The 21,442-nt window shown below is 71.6% G+C and carries 20 protein-coding genes and 2 pseudogenes; 16 read left to right on the top strand and 6 right to left on the bottom strand.

Annotated elements, in window-relative coordinates; translation table 11 throughout:
- Positions 1-3 precede the first annotated feature (3 nt).
- On the bottom strand, positions 4-873 hold the full coding sequence (locus ACZ31C_RS01545; protein ID WP_350696066.1) for a hypothetical protein: 870 nt from the start codon (positions 871-873) through the stop codon (positions 4-6).
- Between the two features lie 120 nt (positions 874-993).
- On the opposite strand from ACZ31C_RS01545, the gene ACZ31C_RS01540 reads away from it, so the two are divergent.
- The 11 genes from ACZ31C_RS01540 (at position 994) to ACZ31C_RS01490 (ending at position 12,630) form a co-directional block, all read left to right on the top strand.
- Positions 994-1,776 (top strand): DeoR/GlpR family DNA-binding transcription regulator, encoded by a 783-nt coding sequence (locus tag ACZ31C_RS01540; protein WP_465793742.1) that lies wholly within the window; start codon positions 994-996, stop codon positions 1,774-1,776.
- A gap of 260 nt (positions 1,777-2,036) precedes the next feature.
- Positions 2,037-3,239 carry a mandelate racemase/muconate lactonizing enzyme family protein gene (locus ACZ31C_RS01535; protein WP_465793741.1) on the top strand — a complete coding sequence of 401 codons (1,203 nt, stop codon included), beginning with the start codon at positions 2,037-2,039 and terminating at the stop codon, positions 3,237-3,239.
- Entirely contained in the window at positions 3,236-4,696 is a 1,461-nt protein-coding gene (locus tag ACZ31C_RS01530; RefSeq protein ID WP_465793740.1) for an aldehyde dehydrogenase family protein, read from the top strand. Before ACZ31C_RS01535 ends, ACZ31C_RS01530 begins: the two co-directional genes overlap by 4 nt.
- 2 nt (positions 4,697-4,698) lie before the next feature.
- Complete coding sequence (locus ACZ31C_RS01525; protein ID WP_465793739.1) at positions 4,699-5,805, top strand: 6-phosphofructokinase; 1,107 nt, start codon at positions 4,699-4,701, stop codon at positions 5,803-5,805.
- A gap of 23 nt (positions 5,806-5,828) precedes the next feature.
- Positions 5,829-7,124 (top strand): ABC transporter substrate-binding protein, encoded by a 1,296-nt coding sequence (locus tag ACZ31C_RS01520; protein WP_465793738.1) that lies wholly within the window; start codon positions 5,829-5,831, stop codon positions 7,122-7,124.
- Positions 7,125-7,128: 4 nt separating this feature from the next.
- The gene (locus ACZ31C_RS01515) at positions 7,129-8,085 is read left to right on the top strand and encodes a carbohydrate ABC transporter permease (RefSeq protein WP_396692247.1); all 957 of its coding nucleotides are present in this window, start codon (positions 7,129-7,131) and stop codon (positions 8,083-8,085) included.
- Positions 8,082-8,933, top strand: coding sequence for a carbohydrate ABC transporter permease (locus ACZ31C_RS01510; RefSeq protein ID WP_465793737.1), 852 nt, complete (start codon positions 8,082-8,084; stop codon positions 8,931-8,933). The genes ACZ31C_RS01515 and ACZ31C_RS01510 overlap by 4 nt, the downstream gene beginning before the upstream one ends.
- Complete coding sequence (locus tag ACZ31C_RS01505; protein ID WP_465793736.1) at positions 8,930-9,937, top strand: alcohol dehydrogenase catalytic domain-containing protein; 1,008 nt, start codon at positions 8,930-8,932, stop codon at positions 9,935-9,937. Before ACZ31C_RS01510 ends, ACZ31C_RS01505 begins: the two co-directional genes overlap by 4 nt.
- Positions 9,934-10,854 carry a 2-deoxy-5-keto-D-gluconate 6-phosphate aldolase domain-containing protein gene (locus ACZ31C_RS01500; protein ID WP_465793735.1) on the top strand — a complete coding sequence of 307 codons (921 nt, stop codon included), beginning with the start codon at positions 9,934-9,936 and terminating at the stop codon, positions 10,852-10,854. The genes ACZ31C_RS01505 and ACZ31C_RS01500 overlap by 4 nt, the downstream gene beginning before the upstream one ends.
- An 8-nt stretch (positions 10,855-10,862) precedes the next feature.
- Positions 10,863-11,561, top strand: a complete 699-nt coding sequence (locus ACZ31C_RS01495; protein WP_465793734.1) for a GntR family transcriptional regulator — start codon at positions 10,863-10,865, stop codon at positions 11,559-11,561.
- Positions 11,548-12,630: an alcohol dehydrogenase catalytic domain-containing protein gene (locus ACZ31C_RS01490; protein ID WP_465793733.1), complete on the top strand. Its 1,083-nt coding sequence runs from the start codon at positions 11,548-11,550 to the stop codon at positions 12,628-12,630. Before ACZ31C_RS01495 ends, ACZ31C_RS01490 begins: the two co-directional genes overlap by 14 nt.
- A 61-nt stretch (positions 12,631-12,691) precedes the next feature.
- Here ACZ31C_RS01490 and ACZ31C_RS01485 read toward each other — a convergent pair whose 3' ends face one another.
- Together ACZ31C_RS01485 and ACZ31C_RS01480 are read right to left on the bottom strand one after the other, a co-directional pair.
- A complete protein-coding gene (locus ACZ31C_RS01485) occupies positions 12,692-13,360 on the bottom strand; it encodes a response regulator (RefSeq protein WP_396740965.1) in 669 nt (222 codons plus the stop codon).
- The gene (locus ACZ31C_RS01480) at positions 13,357-14,613 is read right to left on the bottom strand and encodes a sensor histidine kinase (RefSeq protein WP_465793732.1); all 1,257 of its coding nucleotides are present in this window, start codon (positions 14,611-14,613) and stop codon (positions 13,357-13,359) included. Before ACZ31C_RS01480 ends, ACZ31C_RS01485 begins: the two co-directional genes overlap by 4 nt.
- Positions 14,614-14,760: 147 nt before the next feature.
- On the opposite strand from ACZ31C_RS01480, the gene ACZ31C_RS01475 reads away from it, so the two are divergent.
- The 5 genes and pseudogenes from ACZ31C_RS01475 to ACZ31C_RS01455 form a co-directional block, all read left to right on the top strand.
- Positions 14,761-15,528, top strand: coding sequence for an ABC transporter ATP-binding protein (locus tag ACZ31C_RS01475; RefSeq protein ID WP_465793731.1), 768 nt, complete (start codon positions 14,761-14,763; stop codon positions 15,526-15,528).
- Positions 15,525-16,862 (top strand): hypothetical protein, encoded by a 1,338-nt coding sequence (locus ACZ31C_RS01470; protein WP_465793730.1) that lies wholly within the window; start codon positions 15,525-15,527, stop codon positions 16,860-16,862. Before ACZ31C_RS01475 ends, ACZ31C_RS01470 begins: the two co-directional genes overlap by 4 nt.
- A complete protein-coding gene (locus ACZ31C_RS01465; protein WP_465793729.1) occupies positions 16,859-17,437 on the top strand; it encodes a hypothetical protein in 579 nt (192 codons plus the stop codon). The genes ACZ31C_RS01470 and ACZ31C_RS01465 overlap by 4 nt, the downstream gene beginning before the upstream one ends.
- A 74-nt stretch (positions 17,438-17,511) precedes the next feature.
- On the top strand, positions 17,512-18,036 hold the full coding sequence (locus ACZ31C_RS01460) for a hypothetical protein (protein ID WP_465793728.1): 525 nt from the start codon (positions 17,512-17,514) through the stop codon (positions 18,034-18,036).
- Between the two features lie 127 nt (positions 18,037-18,163).
- Positions 18,164-18,328, top strand: a pseudogene (locus ACZ31C_RS01455) (IS110 family transposase); the annotation flags it as partial.
- A 420-nt stretch (positions 18,329-18,748) separates the two neighbouring features.
- Here the strand turns inward: ACZ31C_RS01455 and ACZ31C_RS01450 are convergent.
- The 3 genes and pseudogenes from ACZ31C_RS01450 to ACZ31C_RS01440 form a co-directional block, all read right to left on the bottom strand.
- Positions 18,749-20,011 (bottom strand): ATP-binding protein, encoded by a 1,263-nt coding sequence (locus ACZ31C_RS01450; RefSeq protein ID WP_465793727.1) that lies wholly within the window; start codon positions 20,009-20,011, stop codon positions 18,749-18,751.
- Between the two features lie 141 nt (positions 20,012-20,152).
- Positions 20,153-20,718: pseudogene (locus ACZ31C_RS01445) on the bottom strand (hypothetical protein).
- Positions 20,719-20,805: 87 nt separating this feature from the next.
- Positions 20,806-21,396, bottom strand: a complete 591-nt coding sequence (locus ACZ31C_RS01440) for a DEAD/DEAH box helicase (protein ID WP_465793726.1) — start codon at positions 21,394-21,396, stop codon at positions 20,806-20,808.
- Positions 21,397-21,442 lie beyond the last annotated feature (46 nt).

The raw sequence follows: 21,442 nt of genomic DNA, 5'->3' as shown, positions 1-21,442 counted from the left end.
GGCTCAGCGGGTTACGGCGTCGTCGACAAGGTCGGCGAGTCGGCGCAGCCGGTCGGCGGAGACGGTGGAGAGGTCCGACTCCAGGGTGGGGCTGCCGATCACCGAGGCCCAGACGGCACGTCCGGCCAGGAAGCCGGAGGCTCCGCCCCGGCAGGCCGTCCGCACGGCCGTACCGAAGCGCTCAGCCGGTACGCCGGACGACAGGACGACCCAGGGGCTGTCGATGACCTCGGTGAGCCGTTGCGAACCGGCGAGGATCTCCGCCTCGGTGCCCTTGCCGTGGGTGGGGACCTCGGCCTTGTACAGGTCGGCCCCGAGAGCGCCGAGTTCCCGGGCGGCGGCGTGGATGCCGGCCTCGTGGTCGTACTCGCCGCCGTCGCGTGGGCCCCGGCTGACCGGCTCGATGATGCTGACCAGGCCGTGCTTGCGGCACCGCTCGATGAAGTCGGTGGCGAGCGCGATCCGGCCCTCGGGGTCTTCGTCCGGACGCCAGAGCAGGAGCAGCTTGAGGGCCTTGGCGCCCTCGGCGCGGACGGTGGCCGGGACGACGGCGGGATCGATCGCCACGTCGGCGACGAACTCGGTGGCGCTGCCGGTGAAGGCGTCCGCAGCGGCGATCAGGGCGCAGTCGGGGGCGACGGCGCCGCTGGCCACCACGGCGTCCCAGCCGAACTGCTTGTCCACCAGCAGGGCCGAGGCGTACGGGCTGAGCACCCGGGCGACGGTCACCTTGAAGTCGGTCAACTGCTGGTCGGTGACGGGAGCGGACTGGTGGGCGGCGAACATGGCCCGCAGGGCCTCACGCTGGTCGACGGCGAGCATCGCGTAACCGCCGGAGGGGCGGGCCAGGCTTGAGGTGGGGAAGTCGGTCACAGCTCATCCTCCCGGGAAGACATAACAACGGATGGTAAAACTAACATCCGTTGTTAGAAATAAACCAGATGGGTTGGTGCTCTAGACTTCACCCATCCGCCCGAGAGGAAGGCGCCCGGCGTGACCTTGGAGTCCCTGCGCTATGACGGCGCGCCGCAGCGCCGGACCCAGATCATGGCGGCGCTGCGCCGGTCGGGCTTCCTCTCCGTGACCGACCTTGCCGAGCAGCTCGGGGTCTCCCCGATGACCGTCCGTCGTGACCTGCGCAGGCTCGCCGAGCGGGGCGAGGCGGTGCTGGTCCACGGTGGGGTCAGCCTGCCTCCCGGTGGTGCCGCAGGCCCCAGCTACCTGCACCGGGCGCAGGTCAACCCCGAGTCCAAGCTCATCGTCGGTCGCGCCGCCGCGGCGCTTGTCGCGCCCGGCGACACGATCGGCGTGGACAGCGGTACGACCGCAGCCGCGGTGGCGCACTGCCTACCCGACGACTTCGACGGCTGCCTGGTCACCCACTCGGTTCCGGTGCTGGCGCAGATGCTGGGTCGACCTCGGGTCCGGGTGATCGGCCTCGGCGGCGAGGTGCTGCACGAGAACCAGGCGATGGTCGGCTTCGCCGCACTGGATCTGCTGCAGCGGATGCGGGTGCGGATGCTCTTCCTGGGGGCCAGCGCGGTGGACGCCCGTGGTGTCTACGTGCGTTCCGAGGTGGAGCTGACCGCGAAGCACGCGGTGATGGAGATCGCCGACGAGGTGGTCCTGGTCGCCGACGGCAGCAAGTTCGACGCCAGTGCCCCGGTCCGGGTCTGCGCCTTCGACCGGATCGACACCCTGGTCACCGACGTCGACCTGCCGCCGGCTGTGGCCGACGCCGCCCGGCGTGCCGGGACCCGGTTCGTCCGCGCCTGACCACCGCCGCCCCGACCCACACCCCGACTCGCGCTCGGGTCCGCTTCGCACCGTCCCGCGCTGACTCGCGGCCGGTGACCTGCCTCGGACGGTGACCCCAGGCCGCACTCGACCGTCGTCTGCTGCGCCGGGTCGCCGCGTGGCGGAATTCCGGCTCTGCCCCGCTCGGCAGGCAACACATTTGTTACGGGCCCTTGACGTGGACTTCACGTGCCTCCAAGATTGCATGCACCTTGGTGGCAGTTGTGAGGGAGGGAACAATGCTTCGAACGTCCGCAGCCGTGGGGCAGCCCGCCTCCGTACCGGCGGCCATCGTGCCGTCACCGGCGGCGCTGCCAGACGTCGCCGTGGCCGCCGTGCGCTCCCGGGTGCTGCGGGCCCGCCCCGACGAGAAGATCGCCATGTCCTTCGCCCCGCTGACCCACCGGGTGATGATCCTGGTCGAGGTCGAGCTCGCGGACGGTGCGGTGGGCGTGGGCGAGACCTGGGCCAACTATCCCTCCTGGGCCTGGCGGGAACGGATCGCCACGATCCGCGAAGGCGTCGCCCCGCTCCTGGTCGGTCGGCGTTTCACCGACACCGCCGAGGCCCACCGGACGCTGCTGCGGCGACTGCGACCGCTGGGCCGGCAGTGGGGCGCGCCCGGCCCGATCCACCAGGCGGTCAGCGGTGTCGACCTGGCCCTGTGGGACCTCGCCGCCCGGCACGCCGGGGTGAGTCTGACCCGGCTGCTCGCCGACCACCCCGAGCCGCCCACCGAGGTGCCGGTCTACGGCTCCAGCCTCGGCCCGACCGGGGTCGTCGAGACCGCCGAACGCTGCGCCGCCCTCGGCCTGACCGCCGTGAAGGTGAAGGTCGGCTTCGGTGCCGAGACCGACCTGGCCAACGTCCGCGCCGCCCGCCGGGTCCTCGGTGACGGCGCGCAGGTGTTCGCCGACGCCAACCAGGCGTGGTCGCTCGACGAGGCGCTGGAGGTCACGCCCGCCCTGGCCGACCTGGGGGTGGCCTGGCTGGAGGAGCCGCTCGCCGGTGACCGCCCGGAGCAGTTGGCCGAGCTGACCCGCCGCACCGGGATGCCCCTGGCCACCGGGGAGAACCTCTACGGCGCGGCGGCCTTCACGCCGTACCTGCGTGACGACGCGGTGCGGATCGTCCAGCCGGACCTGAGCAAGGTCGGCGGAATCACCGAGTTCCTCGCCGTCCGGACGGCCGCCACCGCCACCGGGCACACCGTCAATCCGCACCTGTACAACGGCGCCGTCGCCACCGCCGCGACGATCTGCGCCGCCGCCGCCAGCCGGGCCACCCGACTCGTCGAGTGGGACATCCGCTCCAACCCGCTGCGCGCTGCCGCCGACGCGCTGCTCACCGATCGCGGCACCGTCCGGGTGCCGGACCAGCCCGGTCTCGGCATCGACCTCGACCCTGACCAGCTCGACCGCTACGAGGAGCAGCTACCGTGACCGACCCCATCGTCTCGCAGGTCCTCGCCGCCGACACCGCCGTGCGGATCGCCGGCCACGCCGACGCCGGTGGCGCGCGGTTGGCCGTGCACGACCCGGCCAGCGGCGTCGCCTTCGCTGAGGTGACCCTCGGTGCGGCGGCCGAGGCCGCTGCCGCCCTCGACGCCGCCAAGCGGTCCGCTGCCGGCTGGACGGACAGCCCGGTCGCCGAACGGGCCGCCGCGCTGCGGGCCATTGCCGACGCCGTCGAGCAGCTCGCGGGGGAGGAGGAGTGGCCGGCCCTGATCACCCGGGAGACCGGCAAACGCCTCGCCGAGGCCCACGCCGAGCTGGGGCTCACGGTGGCGTACTTCCGGATCACCGCCGAGCTGGTGGCAGCGCAGTCGGCCGAGCGGTTCGACGTGGTGCCGGGCATCCGGCACGAGGTGCGGACCCGGCCGCTCGGGGTGGCCGCCGTACTCACCCCGTGGAACTTCCCGGTCTCCATCCCGGCCCGCAAGATCGCTCCGGCGGTGGCGGCCGGAGCGCCGGTGCTGTTCAAGCCGAGCGAACTCGCTCCGTTGTCGTCGTTGGTGCTGGCCGAGGTCTGTGCCCGGCACCTGCCCGAGGGGCTGCTCTCCACCGTCCTCGGCACCCCCGAGGACGTGGTGACCCCCTGGCTGGTCGACCCGGCGGTGCGCGTGGTGTCGTTCACCGGCTCCACCCGGGTCGGGCGGCTGGTCGCCGCCCAGGCCGCCCCGCACTTCCTGCGTACCGTGCTGGAGCTGGGTGGATGCGCGCCGTTCGTGGTGCTTCCCGACGCCGATCCGGCGGCGGCGGCCGAGACCCTGGTGGTCGCCAAGTACCGCAACAACGGCCAGTCCTGCATCGCCGCCAACCAGGTCTTCGTCGCCGCCGAGGTGGCCGGGGAGTTCACCGAGGCCTTCGTCGCCGCCACCCGGGCGCTGCGCGTCGGTGATCCCACCGACCCGGCCACCGACCTGGGGCCACTGGCCCCGGCCGACGACCCCGCCCGGATGGCCGCGATCGTCGCTGACGCGGTCGCCCGGGGCGCCCGTGCCGTCACCACCGACGCCGGTCTGCCCACGACGGGGCACTTCGCCGCCCCCACCGTGCTGCTGGACGCCCCGGCCGACTGCCGCGCGATGACCGAGGAGATCTTCGGGCCGGTCGCGCCGGTGCACGTCTACCGGGATCTCGCCGAGGTGCTGCGCCTGCACCACGCCACCGGGTACGGGCTGGCCGGCTACGTCTGCGGCACCGACCTCGACGCCGCCCGCGCCGTGGCCGGTCGGCTGCGGGCCGGGATCGTCGGCGTCAACACCGGCACGCCGAACACTCCGTGGGTGCCCTTCGGTGGGCTCGGCAACTCCGGCCTCGGTTACGAGGGCGGACGTCCCGGCCTCGAAGCGTTCCAGAGCTTCCAGAGCGTGGCGACCCGGCCGGTCGAGGGCTGACCATGCGCCTGCTGATCGGACAGACCGGAGCGCCGACTGCCGTGGTCAACGCCAGCCTGCGTGGCTTCCTGGAGGCTGCCGACGGGCACTCGGTGCTGGCCCTGCGGGGTGGGCCGGACGCCCTGGTGAGCGGAGCGTTCACCGAGGTCACCCGGGCTGACGTGCCGGTGGCGGTGACCCGCCGGGGTGGGTCCTGGCTCGGCGCGGGCCGCCGAGCGGTGACCGGCGCCGACCTCGACGCCGCACTGGACTCGCTCGACCGGCACCAGGTCGACGGGGTGTCGCTGATCGGCGGCAACGGCACCATGGCCCTGCTGCACGCCCTCGGCGAGCGGGCCGCCGAGCGGGGTCGACCCCTGGTCACCGTCGGCATCCCGAAGACGGTCGACAACGACCTGGTCGGCGTCGACCACAGCCCCGGGTACGCCTCGGCCGCCCGGTACCTGACCCGCATCGTCCCGGACCTGGCCCGCGACCACGCGGCGATGGCCGGGGTGGAGCCGGTCCGGATCGTGGAGACCCTGGGTCGCTCGGTGGGCTGGCTGGCGCTGGCCGCGACCTGGCACGGCGACGACCCGGCACACGCACCGCATCTGGTGCTGCTGCCGGAGGTTCCGTTCGACACGACCGTCTTCCTGGACCGGGTCGCCGACGCCCTGGCCACCCACGGTCGGGCCTTCGTCGTGGTCAGCGAGGGCGCCGCGCCGGAGCTGACCGACGAACCGTTCGAGGCGGCCAACCACACCCGCATCCTGCTCGGCGGCGTCTCCCGGGTGCTCGCCCGCACCGTCGGCTTGCGGCTCGGCGTCGCCGCTCGGGGCGAGGTGCTCGGGATGGCGCAGCGCAGTGCCGCCTCCCTCGCCTCCGAGACCGACCGACGCGAGGCCGCCGAGGTCGGGCGGCGTGCGGCCCGGCTGCTGGTGGAGGGCGTCGGCGGGGTCATGGTCGGGCTGCACCGCCGGCCCGGCGATTCGTACGACGTCGGGTACGACCCGGTGCCGCTGGCCGAGGTGGCCGGGCGGACCCGGGCCGTGCCCGAGCAGTGGCGCACCACCCACCCCACCGAGCTCGACTCCTTCCACCGCTGGCTGGAACCCCTGCTCGGCTGACACGAGAACACGGAAGGGAAGACATGCGCAGATACCTCACCGCCGGGGTCGCTCTGGCCATGACCGGCGGGCTCCTCGTCGGCTGTGGCGGGGGCGACTCCGCCGGAGCGTCCGACGAGATCAACCTCATCATGTCCAACCACCCCTGGCAGCGGGCGATCGAGCCGCTGATCGGCGACTTCGAGCGCGAGTCGGGGATGAAGGTGCGGGTGCAGACCTTCGCCGAGCAGCAGATGCGCGACAAGGTGCAGCTCAACCTCCAGTCGCGCAGCTCCGCCATGGACGTGTTCATGGCGCTGCCCTCTCGGGAGGGGCCGCAGTTCGCCCGGTCGAACTACTACGAGCCGCTGGACTCGTACGTCTCCGGTGCCACCGACTACAACGTCGAGGACTTCCCCGAGGCGGTACGGGCCGGCATGACCGTCGACGGCAAGCAGATCGCCGCGCCGATCAACGTCGAGGCCGTGGTGCTCTACTACCGCAAGGACCTGTTCCAGCAGTACAACCTCACTCCGCCGACGACGCTGGCGGAGCTGACCAGCACTGCGGCGGCGATCAAGGACCGGTCGAACGGTGCGGTCACGCCGATCGCGTTGCGTGGGCAGTCGACGGCGCTGCCGTTCACCTTCGGTCCGTTCCTGCACGCGCGCGGGGTGGAGTGGACGAAGGAGGACAAGGTCACGCCCAACTTCGACGACCCGCGGGCGATCGAGGCGATCGACCAGTACGCCACCCTGGCCCGTGAGTACGGCCCGGACGGCGTGGTCAACAACACCTTCACCCAGTCCTCGGCGCTGATGGCCGCCGGCAACGCGGCGATGATGCTGGAGTCGAGCAACGAGGTCAGCAGCATCACCGACCCGGGCAGCTCGAAGGTCGCCGACGACCTGGGCGTGGTGGCGTTCCCCGCCGGAGAGGCCGGTTCCCGCACCACGATCCTGTCCTGGGGGCTGGCGGTCTCGTCGTTCTCGCAGAAGAAGGACGCCGCCTGGAAGTTCGTCGAGTGGGCGACCAGCGCCGAGGTCCAGCAGAAGCTGACCGAGTCGGGCATCGCCCCGCCGCGTACCTCGGTGGCCGGTTCGGAGGCGTACACCGCCTCGCTCGACACCGATCTGCTCAAGGAGTGGAACGAGGTGCTGACCTCGGCACAGACCACCGGCTCCACCGAGGTCGGTCCGGTCGGTGTGGCGGCACCGGAGATGCGCAAGATCATCGGCGACGCGGTCGGCCTGGCGATCCTGGGCCGTGCCTCGGCCGCCGAGGCGGCCAAGCAGATCCAGGACGGTCTCGCCCCGCAGTTGGCCAAGAACGAGGGATGACGTAGTGGTCACCACGAGTCCGTCGGACGTCTCCCGCTCCGGTAAGCCGGAGCGGGGGGCGTCGCCCCCGGCACCACGGCAGCGCCGCAGGCGGCGGGTCGATCCGACCGCGCGGGGCATCATGCCGTTCGTCCTGCCGGCGCTGCTCGCCACCGGCGCCCTGGTGCTGGTGCCGATCGTCTACACCCTGTGGTTGTCGATCACCGACCGGCGGCCCGACGGCACCAACGCCGGGCTGCTCGGCTTCGGCAACTACCGGGAGATGCTGGCCACCCCCGAGTTCTGGAACTCGCTGCGGGTGACGATCTTCCTCTTCGTCGTCTGTCTCCTCGTCGAGACGCTGCTCGGCCTGGTGCTCGGGTACGTGATGAGCCTCGACGTGCCCGGCCGGCGGATCTTCCAGGGGATGATGCTCATCCCGGCGATCACCGCGAGTGTGGCGGTCGGCCTGCTGTGGCTGCTGATCATGGATCCCACGCTCGGCGCGGCCAACCAGATCCTCGGCGCGGTCGGCATCGACCCGGTGATCTGGCTCGGCGACCCGAGCATCGCACCGTGGTCCATCGCGCTCGTCGACATCTGGCAGTGGACGCCGTTCATGGCGCTGATCATCTCGGCGGGCATCCGGGCGCTGCCCGAGGAGCCGTTCGAGGCCGCCGCGATCGACGGGGCGAGCGCGTGGCGGACCGCCTGGCACATCGGCCTGCCGCTGCTGCGCCCGGTGCTGACCGTGGCGATCCTGCTGCGCACCGTCGACCTGGTCCGGTTCTTCGACACCGTCTACATCATGACCCAGGGGGGTCCGGTGAACTCGACGAACACCCTGAACGTCTACGGCTACCGGGCCGCCTTCATCGACCAGGCCCCCAGCTACGCGGCGGCGTTGCAGATCACGCTGCTCGTCCTGGTGATCGGCATCGCCGGGCTCTTCACCTGGCTGCGTTCCCGGGAGGCGAAGTGAGCACCGTGACCAGCGCCGACACCGCACGTCAGCCCCGCCGCCGTCGCCTCGGTGTCTATGCGGCGTACGCCGTCTTCACGGTGATCTTCTTCGGCCCGGTGCTGTTCATGCTCTGGTCCTCGCTGCGGCGCAACATCGACATCACCGGCTCGATCTTCGCCGTCACGTCGGCGCTGACCCTGGAGAACTACACCGCCCTGTTCGAGCGGTTCGACTTCGGGCGCTACATCCTCAACAGCTTCATCGTCGCCGGTGGCTCGACCCTGCTCGGCCTGCTGCTCGGGGTGCCCGCGGCGTACGTCGTGGTCCGCCGCAACCTGCCCGGTCTGGGATTCCTCACCCTACTGGCCCGGATGGCCCCCGGCGTGCTCTTCGTGCTGCCGCTCTTCGTCCTGTCGGTCCGCATCGACGCACCCTCGAACACCGTGCTGAACTACGGGCTGCTGATCGTCGCGCACCTGATCATCACGATGCCGCTCTGCATCTGGCTGCTGATCCCCTTCTTCGAGGAGATCCCGATCAGCATCGAGGAGTCGACGCTGATCGACGGCGCGAACGCCTGGCAACGGTTCACCCGGATCGCCCTGCCGCTGGCCCTGCCGGGGCTGTCGGTGGCGCTGACGCTGAGCTTCGTCTTCTCCTGGAACTACTTCCTGTTCGCGCTCGCCCTGGCGAACAACGAGACGCTGCCGCTGACCGTCATCGCGTTCAACTTCATCGGCCAGGGCTCGAACGACTTCGGTGGCCTGATGGCCGCCAGCACACTGATCTCGGCCCCCGCGCTGCTGCTCACCATCTTCGCGCAGCGCTGGCTGGTCCGGGGCATCACCGGAGGTGCGGTCAAGTGAGCACGACCAGTTCCCGGGCGCGGTTCACCGGCGACGGGCGGATCGACTTCGAGCAGGTGTCGCTCGGCCCGGTGGCACCGGGCGAGGTGCGGCTGCGGGTCGACGTCTGCGCGCTCTGCGGGTCGGACAAGCGGCTACTCGCCGCAGGTTCGCCGGTGGTGCCCGGCCACGAGATCGGCGGCACGGTCGTCGAGGTGGGCGAGGGCGGGGACGTGCCGACCGGCACCCGGGCCATCGTCTACATCCCCGTCTACTGCGGCGAGTGCGTCCGCTGCCGGGCCGGGGCGACCAACCAGTGCCTGGCCCTGGGGGAGCTGATCGGGTGGCAACGCGACGGCGGGTTCGCCGAGCACGTGGACGTGCCGGCCCGCTGTGTGCTGCCGGTCCCCGACGACGTCGCGTTGGACGTCGCCGTGCTCGGCCTGGACACCGTCGGCACCGCCGCGCACGCGCTGAGGCTGGCCCGGCGTACCCGTGTCGGTGACGTCGGCCGGGCTCTGGTGGTGGGGGCCGGCCCGCTGGGGCTGGGTGTGGTCGCCGTGGCACCGCTGCTGGGCGTCGGCGAGGTGCACGCGTACGACCCGCACCCCGGCCGGCTGGGCACTGCCGAGCGGCTCGGCGCCGTCCCCACCACCGCCGAGGACCTGACCCGAGAGAACCAGTACGACCTCGTGGTCGAGGTCTCCGGGGCGGCTGCCGCCCGGGAGACCGCTCAGCGGGTGGTCACCCCCGGCGGCACGGTGGTGGCGCTCGGCGAGTCGAACGAGCCGTACATGATGCCGGCGACACCGCGCTGGCGGCGCACGGACTGCTTCACGGTGCGCTCGTTCTACTTCCCGGTCAACGAGGTCGAGGAGAACTGGGCGCTGCTGCGGGCGGTCGGCGTGACCCTGCGCGACACCCTGACCCACCCGCTGCCCCTCGCCGAACTGCCCGGGGCGTTCGCCCAGTTCGTCGCCGGCGACTACGTCAAGCCCTGCATCGTCACGGAGGAAGCCCGATGAGTCTGCTGATCCTCGCCATGGACCAGCGCCCCTGGTTGACCAAGGCCCTCTACGGGCACACCGGTGTCGCCACCGTCACCGAGCGGGCCGCCATCGCCGACGGCAAGCACATGGTCCTCGACGGACTGCTAGCCGCCCTGGCCGCTGCGCCCGAGCTGCGGGAACACGCCGCGGTGCTGGTCGACGACCTGCTCGGGCCGGGCGTGCCGGAGCGGGCCCACGCCCACCGCGTCGCCCTGAGCATGCCGTTGGAGCGCGGTGGCCTCGACGTCTACGAGACCGAGCCGGCGGACCTGCCCGGGTTCCTGCGTCACCACACGCCGACGCTGCCGAAGGTGCTGATCCGCTACAACGTGGACGGCGACCGCGAGGGCAACGCCGTGCAGCGGGACCGGCTGGCCGAGGTGGCCACGGCGGTACGCGACGCGGGCGGCCGGTTCCTGGTCGAACTCCTGGTGCCGCCGACGCCCGGGCAACTCGCCGCAGTCGACGGCGACGCCGCCGCCTTCGACCGTAAGCTGCGCCCCGAGCTGATCCTGCGCGGGATGACGGAGCTGTCGCAGGCGTTCCCGGTCGACGTGTGGAAGTTGGAGCATCTCGCCGAGGTCGGGCACTACCGGGCCGCCGCCGACCTGGCCGCCGCCACCGGCGGCGAGTGCATCCTGTTGGGGGCCAACGCTCCGGTGGAGACGGTGGACGGGTGGCTGCGCGAGGCGGCAGCCGGCGGCTTCACCGGGTTCGCCATCGGCCGTAGCATCTGGTGGGACGCGCTGCGCGGACTGCTCTCCGGCGCGGTCGCCCGCCCGGACGCCGTGGCCGCGGTGGCGACCACCTACCACCGGTTCGCCACGGGTTTCCTGGCCGCCGCGTCCACCGCCGCGGCCGGCACCGGGTCGGCCGGGACGTCCACCGAGTGAGGTCACCTGTGCCGTCCACGTCGATCCCTCCGCAGCAGCGCACCGCCGCCGAGACCTCGGCCCGACCGCCTGCCGAGGAGGCGGTGCGGGCCGGGGAGGTCATCTATCGGACGGTCCGCGACCGGATCATCTCCGGTGAGCTGCGGCCCGGGGCCCGACTCAGCGTCCCGGCGTTGGCCGAGGAGTTCTCGGTCAGCCGTAGCCCGGTGCGCGATGCCGTCGTCCGGCTGGTCCAGGAGGGCCTGGCCAGCGAGACCATGAACCGGGGTGCGGTCGTCGCCCGGATCGGCGGAGCCGAGCTGGTCAGCCTGTACGAGGCGCGGGAGGCGCTGGAGTGGGCAGCCGCCCGGCTCGCCGCCGAGCGGTACACCCCGGCACTGCGGCGTACGCTGCTCGGTCTGTTGACCGCGCACCGGGCTGCCGCCGAGGCCGGTGACCTGGCCCAGCACCTGGAGTTGGACGCGGCGTTCCACCGGGAGATCCGGCTGGCCGCCCAGAGTCCGGTGCTCGCCCAGATGCTCGACGGGGTGCAGGGTCGGGTCCGGATGGCGATGCGCTCCACCAGCGTCCAGGGCGGCATGCTGCTCGCCGTCGACGAGCACCAGGCGATCTTCGAGGCGATCTGCGCCGGTGACGCGGACGGCGCGGCCGAGGCCGCGTTGGCGCACATCCGCCGGCTCAAGGAGCTGTTGCATGACAGTCTCTGACACCGTGTCGACGACCGGTCGCGGCAGCACGACAGCGGTGCGGTTCCACGGTCCGGGTGACGTCCGGCTGGATCGGGTACCCGCCCGTGACCTGCTGCCGGACGAGGTGGCGCTCGCCCCGCTGGCGGTCGGGGTCTGCGGCACCGACGGTCACATCGTGGCGGGCTCCTTCCCCGCCGCCCGACCGGTCGTGCTCGGGCACGAGGTCTGCGGTCGGGTCACCGAGGTCGGGGCCGACGTCGACGGGCTCGACGTCGGTGACCTGGTGACCGTCGAGCCGCACCGCTACTGCACCGCCTGTGCGTACTGCCGACTCGGCCAGGAGCACCTCTGCGACCACCGGCGCGGCTACGGGGTACGGCTGGACGGCGGGATGACCCGACGGCAGGTCGTGCCGGCGCGGATCGCGTACCGGCTGCCGGCGGGGACGCCGCCGTGGATCGGGGCGCTGGCGGAGCCGCTGGCCTGCTGCGTACACGGGATGGACCGGCTGGCACCGGTCTCCGGCCTGCCGGCGCTGGTCTACGGCGCCGGTCCGGCCGGCGCGATGATGGTGGCGTTGGCCCGGTCCGCCGGCTGTGCCCCGGTGGTGGCGATGGATCCCCGTGCGGACCGGCGCAGGCTGGCGCTGGCGATGGGGGCGCACGCGGCGTTCGACCCGACCGACCCGGGGACGCAGACGGCGGCCCGGGCGTTGACCGGGGGGTTCGGATTCCCGTACGTCGTCGACGCCGTCGGGTCGTCGCGGATCCTGCGCGACGCGATGGCGATGGCGTCGCGGGGCGGGCGGATCCTGGTCTTCGGGGTCGCCCATCCCGAGGACGAGGCGAGCATCCGACCGAACGAGATCTTCTCCCGCGAGTTGACGATCATCGGCGCGTTGATCAACCCGTACACCCACCAGCGGGCGGTGGGGCTGCTCTCCGCGCTGCCGCTGGAGCGCCTGACCCCGGCCTTCTTCGGGCTGGACGAGCTGCCGGCGGCCCTGGCCGAGCAGCGGTCCGGCACCGCCGACAAGGTCTTCCTCGCACCGTACGGGCAGCAGGCCGCCACCAGCGTGGTCGGCTGACCGGGCGTTCGCCCGGCCGGTGCGGACGGTTCGCCGCACCGACGTCAGGGGATGGACGCGATCAGAGCGGGGAGCAGACGTCGTTGCGCCACGCCCAGGCGGCGATCTCGACCCGATTCCGGACGGCGAGTTTGCGCTGCACGTTGGCCAGGTGCGTCTTGACCGTCGACAGCGTCACGAAGAGCCGTCCGGCGATCTCGTCGTTGGTGTTCCCGTGCGCCACGAGTCGGACCACGGCGAGTTCGCGTTCGGTGAGCGGCTCGGTGGGCGGCGCCTCGGGTGTCTCGGGTTCGTCCCCCCGGCGCGGCGCCAGGTGCGACAGCAGACGCACGGTCACCGCCGGCGAGATCAGCGAGGTCCCGGCGGCCGCCGCGCGGACCGCCTCCACCAGCAGGTTGGGTGAGGTGTCCTTGAGCAGGAATCCGCAGGCGCCGTTGCGGAGCGCCCGGTACACGTACTCGTCGAGGTCGAAGGTGGTGACGATGAGGACGTTGAGCGGGTTCCGGACGGCCGGCCCGGCCAGCAGCCGGGTCGCTTCGAGGCCGTCGAGCTTCGGCATCCGGATGTCGAGCAGGCACACGTCGGGGCGCAGCCGGCGGGCCTGGTCCACGGCGGCCTCGCCGTCCGCCGCCTCGGCCACCACCTCGATGTCCGGCTGGGTGGTCAGGATCATGCGGAACGCCGTACGGATCATGTCCTGGTCGTCGGCGAGCAGGAGCCGGATGGTCATGCGATCTCCTTCGGTTCGGCCCCGGCCTCGGGCCTGAACGGGCGAAACCGGCGTCGGCTGCCCGAAGGCCGGTCGTCGATCGGGAGGGTCGCGGTGACCTGCCATCCTGACCCGGCCGGCCCGGCCGAGAGTTCGCCCCCCGCAGCCCGTACCCGCTCGCCGAGGCCGGTCAGGCCGAAGCCACCGGCCGGCAACGGCGACCCGGCCGGCTTTCCGTCGTTGCGGATCGACACCTCGGCGAGATCGGGCCGGTCGGCCTGGACTCGGATCCGGATGTCGATTCGCGTCGTCTCGGTGGTGTGGCGCAGCACGTTGGTCAGCGCTTCCAACACGGTGTGATGTGCCGCATCGAGGGTGGCGTCGGGCAAGGCCCGGTGCGACAGCGCCTCGTCGACGGAGACGGTCGGCGTGGGATGTCCGGGTGGCAGGGTGCCGGTGACCGCGGTGAGCATCTCGTCAAGTGTGCCGTGGGCGGGCGCGGGCGTGGCCGTCTCGTCGCGCAGGATGCCGACGAGCTTGCGCATCGAGGTGAGGGCCTGGCCGCCGGCCTGTTCGACACCGGCCAGCAGCTCGTCCAGATCCTCGGCGGACGGCGCGGCACCGGAACTCGTGACGAAACGGATGGCACGCGTCTGCGCGACGATCGCGGTCACGTGATGGGCGACGTAGTCGTGCAGATCGCGGGCGTGGTCCATGCGCTCCGCCTGCCGGGCCAGCCGGTCGAGGTCGGCCCGGCGGCGCTCCAGCAGGCGCAGATAGAGGCCGAGCAGCGCCAGGAACAGCACCCAGGCGGTCAGCGCGACGACGAGCACGTCACCGTACTGCGACATCGTTCCCGCGTTGACCGGATGGAGCAGGACCCGGGTCGGCAGCACGGCGATCGCGAGGATCGCCAGGGCGGCCGGACCTGCCGCGCGCCGGATCGGATGTTGCATGACCAGGCGGATCACCGCCACCGAGAGCACGGCGAGCTCCACGATGCCGAACGTGTGCTCCGGGCGCAGCGTCGGCACGAGCCCGAAGGCGGCCGAGACCGCGAGCGACACCGCCGCCGCCACGGCGAGTGCGATCGGGCGGGCCTCGGCCAACAGCACCACGGCGACCGCGAGCAGCCCGCTGACGATCAGGCCGAGCGTGGCGGGCAGGGTGGGGCCGTCGAGCCCTTCGAGGACGACGAGGGCCGCCGCCACGACGGCGAGCAGACCCGCCGTCACCCGCTGTGACCTGCGAGGACCAGGGAAGATGACCAGCACGGAAGGCCACGGTACGACACCGGCGTCCGGGCGGCGTAGTTCTTTCGGCCGACTCCCCGCAGGGTCGCTCGGTAGCACGGCCGAGGTGTGTCCCCGCCTTGCCGTCGCACGATCGAAACCGCACCGAACAGACGAGCGGAGAAGATCGTGGCAACGACAGTGCAGGCCGAGGGCCTGCGAGTGAGGACCGGCCGGTACGTGGCCGTCGACGGCGTCGACCTGGACCTGGGTCCCGGCGTCCACGGGCTGCTCGGCCCGAACGGCGCCGGCAAGACCACCCTGATCCGGGCGCTGGCCACCGTGCTGCCCCCACACGAGGGCCGGCTCCGGTTGCTGGGGCAGTCGATGGACGGACGGCCCGACCTGCGGGCGGTGCGGCGCGGCCTGGGCTACCTGCCCCAGGAGTTCGGCTACTACCCGCGCTTCACCGTGTCCGAGTTCGTCGAGTACATGGCGTGGATCAAGGACGTGCCCGGCGGCCGGCGTCGCCGTGCCGTGCGCCACGCGATCGAGCGGGTCGGTCTGACCGACCGGGCCGACTCCCGGATGAAGGCTCTCTCCGGTGGCATGCTGCGGCGGGCCGGCATCGCCCAGGCGATCGTGAACGAGCCGGACCTGCTGCTGCTCGACGAGCCGACCGTGGGCCTCGACCCGCAGCAGCGGCTCGACTTCCGGGCCCTGCTGCGTGACCTCGGCGAACGCTCCTGTGTCGTGGTCTCGACCCACCTCGTCGAGGACGTGGCCGCAGCGTGCACCAGCGTCGTACTCGCCGACGCCGGGCGGATCGTGTTCCACGGCACGCCGGACGACATCGCGGCGGCCGGTGGGCCCGACGACGCCGGGGACAGCCCGATCGAACGCGGCTACTCGGCGCTGATCGGGCGGCACCGCGCCGGACTGGTGGTGGCGCCGTGAACCGCATCCTCCGGATCGAGCTGCGCCGTTCCGACGCGCTTCTCGCGGGTGCCGTGACCGCCGCGCTCGGCGTGGCCGGACTCTACGTGCTCGCGTTCACCGGGCAGACCGCCCTCTGGGACCAGCAGTGGAACCTCCTCGCCGTCTTCCAGCGCATCATGCTGGTGATCCTCTGGCCGCTGGCGCTGGCGGCCGGCGCCTGGCAGGCCGGCCGGGACCGACGCCACCGGATCGAGGAACTGCTCGGCACCACACCGGCTCCCCGCTGGCGGCGCACCGGCCCGTTCGCCGTGGTCACGGCGACCTGCCTCGCTGCCGGCTTCCTGCTCGTGCTGTTCGGCGGGGCACCGAAGGTCGCGGCCACCGCCGGGTACCCGGGCACCGGTTGGCCGGCGGTGACGCTGGTCGGCGTACTGGCCCTGGTCGCCGCCGGGTGGCTCGGCCTCGGCGTGGGCCGGTTGCTGCCGTACGCGTACACCCCTGCCGTGCTGGGTGTGGGCGGCCTCGCCGCACTTCTCGCGGCGATCGAGCTGACCCGGCCCAGCGAGGCCACGGACCCCGGGGCGGCTCTCCTGCTGCCCTTCTTCACCACCACGATCTCCGAGTTCGAGATGGTCGCCGGCGCGGTGAGCGCGGGTCAGGCCTGGTGGTTCGGCGGGCTGGCCGCCGGGGGACTAGTGCTGTTCCTCGCGAGGAACCCGCTGGTACGGCTGCTCGCCGTCGCCCCACCGGCACTCGGACTGGCGCTCGCCGCGCCGATGCTGACCGTCCCGCTGGAGGAGGCGTTCCCGGTCGACCCGGCCGCCGTCGCCGAGGTCTGCACCACCGACGACGGGCCGAAGGTCTGTGTCACCGCCGCCCACAGCCGGGAGCTGCCCGCTCTCGTCGCACCGGCCCGGGACGCATTGCGCATGATGGCCACGCTGCCGGACGCGCCGACCTCGGTCCACGAGGCTGCACCCGGCCGCGACCGCCCACAGCCGGCCTCCGAGGCGTGGGTGGACACCGACAACCTCGGTGCCACCGACGATCCCGCCGAGTTGACCGCCCGAATCCTGGCCGGTGCCGGTACACCGCTCTGCGTCCGCGCCGACGACGACGCGTACCTCGACGTGCTGCGCGCCCGATCCGTGGCGGCCGCCTGGCTCCACGGCAGTCACCCGGTGCCCGGTCAGAGCCTCTTCGGGGACGAACAGGCCGTTCGCGAGCAGATGTGGCAGACCTTCACCGCGTTGCCCGCCGACGAGCAGGTACGTCGGGTCGCCGCCGTCCGCGCTGCCGGCCTGACCTGCGGTGACCAGGCCGCCGCCCTCGGCGTCGGAGCCGACCGGTGACGCCCGCGCTGCTGTTCCTGCGCTCGCGTGAGCTGCCGGGAGGGTTGCTGTTCGCGGTGCCGGCGATGGCCCTCCTCGCCTGGTTCGGCGCCGCACAGACCCACCCCAGCCACGCCGTGACGACCGCCGCCCTCGCCCTGGCACTGGGCACGGCCGTTCTCGGGTACGGCCTCGGCGGGCCGGACGGAACCCTGGACGCGACCGCGGCGATCCGGTGGGCCCCATACCGAGCGCTGCACCTGGCCGCGATCTTCGTGGTCGCATCCGCCGTGGTGACGGCCGTGACGACGGCGCCGGTCGGCATCGTCCTGCGGGACGCGGCCGGTTTCGTCGGGCTCGCCGCCGCGGCGGTGGTGTTGTTCGGTCGGCGACTGGCCTGGACGCTGCCGGTGGTCGTGGGTTGCGTATCGGCCGCCATCCCGGCCGTCCCGGAGCCGTTCGCGCTGTACCTGCTCACCTGGGCGGGCCAACCGGCGGACAGTGTCGCGGCCCTGGTGACCGCAGGGATCCTCGCGGTGACCGGTGTGAGCGCCTATGTGATCCGTGGTCCCCGCCGGATCAGCCCGGTCAGCTGATCCTGTTCCGCCCGTCGTCCGCCGGTCGACGGGCCGTTCGCCGGAGGGCTCGCGACGCAGCGCATACTCGACGGGTGTCCTCCCAGCGGTACGAGAAGATGCGACGCCGGTATGTGAGTATCGGCAGCGGGGAGCTCGTCTCCGTCGTGGTCTTCGCCGTGGTGGCATGGCGGGTCACACCACGATTTGCAGACCCGACAGATGTACGCGCGCTGTGGTCCGCGCTCGTTCCGCTCCTGCTGATCCTGATTCAAGGCGGGACGTACTGGCTGCTCGCGCGTCGCTGGATCGGGACGGGCCATATGCCGCGCGGGCTCGCGGCGGTGTATCGCGTATTTCGCGTGGTCGATGTGGCCATCCTGGCCGGCGGTCTGGTCGGGGTGCTCGTATGGCTCCCGGACTCCCTCGCCATAAGTGCCCTGGTGGTCGGAATCTGGCTGTTTGGTGTGCTCGAGTATGTGAACTACTTCGTGGTGAGGCTGAGCTACCCGCTGCGCACCTGGTGTTCGCAAGTCTTCCGAGGACGATCACCACGGCTTGTCCAGGACCTGCACCGCAGCCGGCGGCGACCGTCGCCTACTGCGCACAGCACCGACTGAGGACGCGTACCTGCGGTTGTGGTTCCCTCCGGTCCATCTCGACCCCCCGACACCAACCCGCCCGGCGACGTGCGGGCGGTGGCACCGAGGCGGTTCGCTGGAGCGGGCGGCCCAGGGGTACGCGAGCGCCTACTACGACAAGAAGAGGCCCGAGGGAAAGACCCACCGCCACGCCACCGCCGCCCTGTCCAGACAACGCCTCAACGTCCTCTGGGCCTCCATCCGTGACAAGACCCCCTACCAGCCGAAACAAACAAGATCAGCAGAGGTGGCGCCGTGCGAACTCGCGTAGAGACTCCCGCAGCCGGTGACGCTAGGTGAACGACGTTGCGGAACCGTGGCCGTCGGCGATGACCGGCCCGGCCGGGCCGGGCCGGGCCCGGGGACGTGCGGTCGGTGTGTGATCCGCTGGTGGCGGCGCCAGCGCTGATCACCCCGGGAGCTTCCTGCGGTACGCTGACAGCCGCCGCCGAGCGGCGTTGATCGTCCGGCCCTCGTAGCTCAGGGGATAGAGCATCGGTTTCCTAAGACGACGCTGCGCTTGTGCCGCAGGCCGATGACCTGCGGCTTCCTCTTTTTGCCGGTGCGTGCGGGTCGCTTCTCGGCGTTGCTGCGATCGATTGTTGACGATCAGTACACCACGCCCTTCGGTCCTCGGGTTCTGACCCGCTTCGGTGGCCCTGACCGGCCGTGGAGTGAACTGCGGGGGAGGTCAGTCTGCTGTCGAGGCGGAAACCTGCCACAGTGCGCTGACCGGCATTGCGCGGAGTCGGTCGCCGAACGGCAGCGTGGAGGTTCCGGTGTAGAGGACGACGCCGGTGATGAAGTCGTCGCCGAGTCGGTCTGCGAGTCGGCGTAGTCCGCGGAAGTCGTCGGGTCCGACGGTGGTGGCTGCTTTGACTTCGATCCCGACCACCTGGCCAGTCCTGTTCTCGAGCACCGCGTCGACTTCGTACCTGCTTTGGTCGCGGTAGTGGGACAGGTCGACGAACTGCTCGGACCAGGTGAGCTGCCGGGACAGCTCGGACAGGACAAATGATTCGAGTAGCGGGCCGAACGGTGCGCCCGGCCGGAGCAGTGCCCGGGCGTCGGTCGCGATCTCGTTGGCGGCGATGCCCGAGTCGACGAAGATCAGTTTCGACGCGGCGGTGGCCCGGGTGCCAAGGTTGCGGGACCAGCCCGGGATCCGCTTGATCAGGAAGATTTCCTCCAGGGCCTGGAGGTAGCGGGCGATCGTCGGTCGGCTGAGCCCGAGGGCGGATTCGAGGGAGTTGGCGGCGATGATGGTCGCGGACCTGGCCGCAAGCAGGCGTACCAGTTTGCGTAGCTCGCCCTTGTGCTGGATGTCGGACAGCTGCCGGACATCGCGGTCGATGAGCGCCTGGACGTAGGCGTCGAGGAAGCGTTGGCGGCGGCGCGGGTCGGTACGGGTGGTGGCCTCGGGTAGGCCGCCGCGCACTATCCTGGCCGCATAGTCGGCGCGGGTCACCTCCGACTCGTGTCGCAGGTCCGGACCGAGCGTGAAGACGGCGTCGATGAATCCGTCCGGCTCAGCGTCGAGTTCTCCTTGGGAGAACGGCCAGAGTTCCACGGTCTCCATCCGGCCGGGCAACGCGTCCGGGGCGGCAACCATGCCGAACAACCGTGACGAGCCGGTGAGCAGATACCGGCCCGGACGAGGGTCCTCGTCGACTGCTGCCTTGATGGCCAGTAGTAGTTCCGGAGCGCGCTGGATCTCGTCGACGACCAGGAGTTCGGAGGAGTCCACGAACCCGACCGGATCGGCGATCGCCGCCGCCCGGTCCTGAGCCCGGTCAAGATCGCGACGCTCGGCTAGGCGATCGCCGGCAACGAGGCGAACCAGGGTGCTCTTGCCTGCTTGGCGTGCTCCGCTGATCAAGACAACGCGGGTGTCCGCCAGAGCAGCATTGACCTGCGCGGCGGCGCGGCGGGGGATTAGGTGCGGTGTGGGCACGGCATCACCATAACGCCTAAACTTTCGATCTGCGAGGACCTTGGCTTTCGATCTGCGGCAGGAGGTGCGTTCGGTACGCGGTCATTTGGTGTTCGATCTGCGGGCTACGCGGTCGAGCCGGTTCGTGGAAGGGGTCCACGGCTACGTCGCGTTGCTGCGGGTCGCGGCGAGTTCGGGAAAGGCGTCCTCCCAGCGCTGGCGGAGTTGGGGTGGCAGCCAGAGGGTGGGCCAGAGCCGCCGGAGGAGGTCGGCGTCGAGCCAGGCGTTGAGATCCTCGACCGTGCTGGCTTCGGTGAGCACCACCTTGTACATGCTGGCCAGGCGTGCGGCCCGATTCAGGTCGTACTCGGGGTGCCCGGACCAGTCGAGATGACGCGGGAGCGTAACCATGCCATCGGTCGGGCCGTGCAGTTCGGCGAGGGTTTCGGCGATCACGTAGGGCTTCCGGTCGCCGTAGGGCCGGTAGTCCGCTGGCGGCTTGGGTGATTTCGACGTCGGCTGATGTTGGTCGCCCGTCGGACTTCCGGTCGTAGCGCCTGGCGGATCGTCTCCCTGCTGTACCCGGTGACCCGCTGCAGATCCACCGGCCGCCAGCCGGCCGCGTGAAACGCCCGTAGTCGCTCGTCCCGCTCGGTCAACGCAGCCGCGCGCGTCGCTTCGTACCGGGAGACCACCGCATTCAGCTCATCCTCGGAGAACCGGTCCATGCTCGTAGCCTAACTACGCTAGGCCAAGCGCGCTTGGCCTCTTTGGTGTATCTCCGTAGCCGGCGGGACCAGTCAGATCGGATGCACTCATGTTCTGGTGAACCCGAGGGCCCGGTATCCGGGCATGCGGCGTGGGAGTGAGGCGGCGAGGATGGGGGCGGCCGGGTCGTGGTAGTCGTGGACCTCGGCGAGGTCCTTGCCGGGGGCGGCGCGGATGACGCGGCCGGCGCATTGGACGAGCAGGCCGTCGTAGGAGATCGGGCCGGCGAGGAAGAGGGTGTCGAGGGCGGGGGCGTCGAAGCCTTCACCGATGAACGGTGTGGTGCCGATGACGAGCAGGCCGTCGCCGATCTTGGCGCCGTCGAGCCGGTCAACGATGGTCCGCCGGTCGCGGGCGCTCATCGCGCCTTGGAGCACGAGTGGCTGGTGTCCGCGTGCGGCGAGCAGAGCGGTGAGGGCCTCGACCTGGGCGACCCGTCGGGTCAGGACGAGACAGTTGCGCCAGCGCGTCAGGGCTGCGGCGACATCATCGGCGATCTGGGTGTTGCGTGGCTCGTCGAGGGCCAGTCGCCGGTGCACCTCGGCGAGCGCGCTGGGCGCGTCCAGGTCGATGTCGCCGGGTTGGAATGTGGTCTCGTGGATGAATAGCGCTCGTTGGGGGCCGGCGTCGGCGTGCATCGCTGCCGCGAGGGTTCCTTGTTCTTCGTCGGTCAGGGTGTGGCGG

Source organism: Micromonospora sp. NPDC023869 (assembly GCF_055559695.1).
The sequence above is the reverse complement of the archived record's forward strand: the minus strand, read 5'-3'. Positions and strand labels throughout refer to the sequence as shown.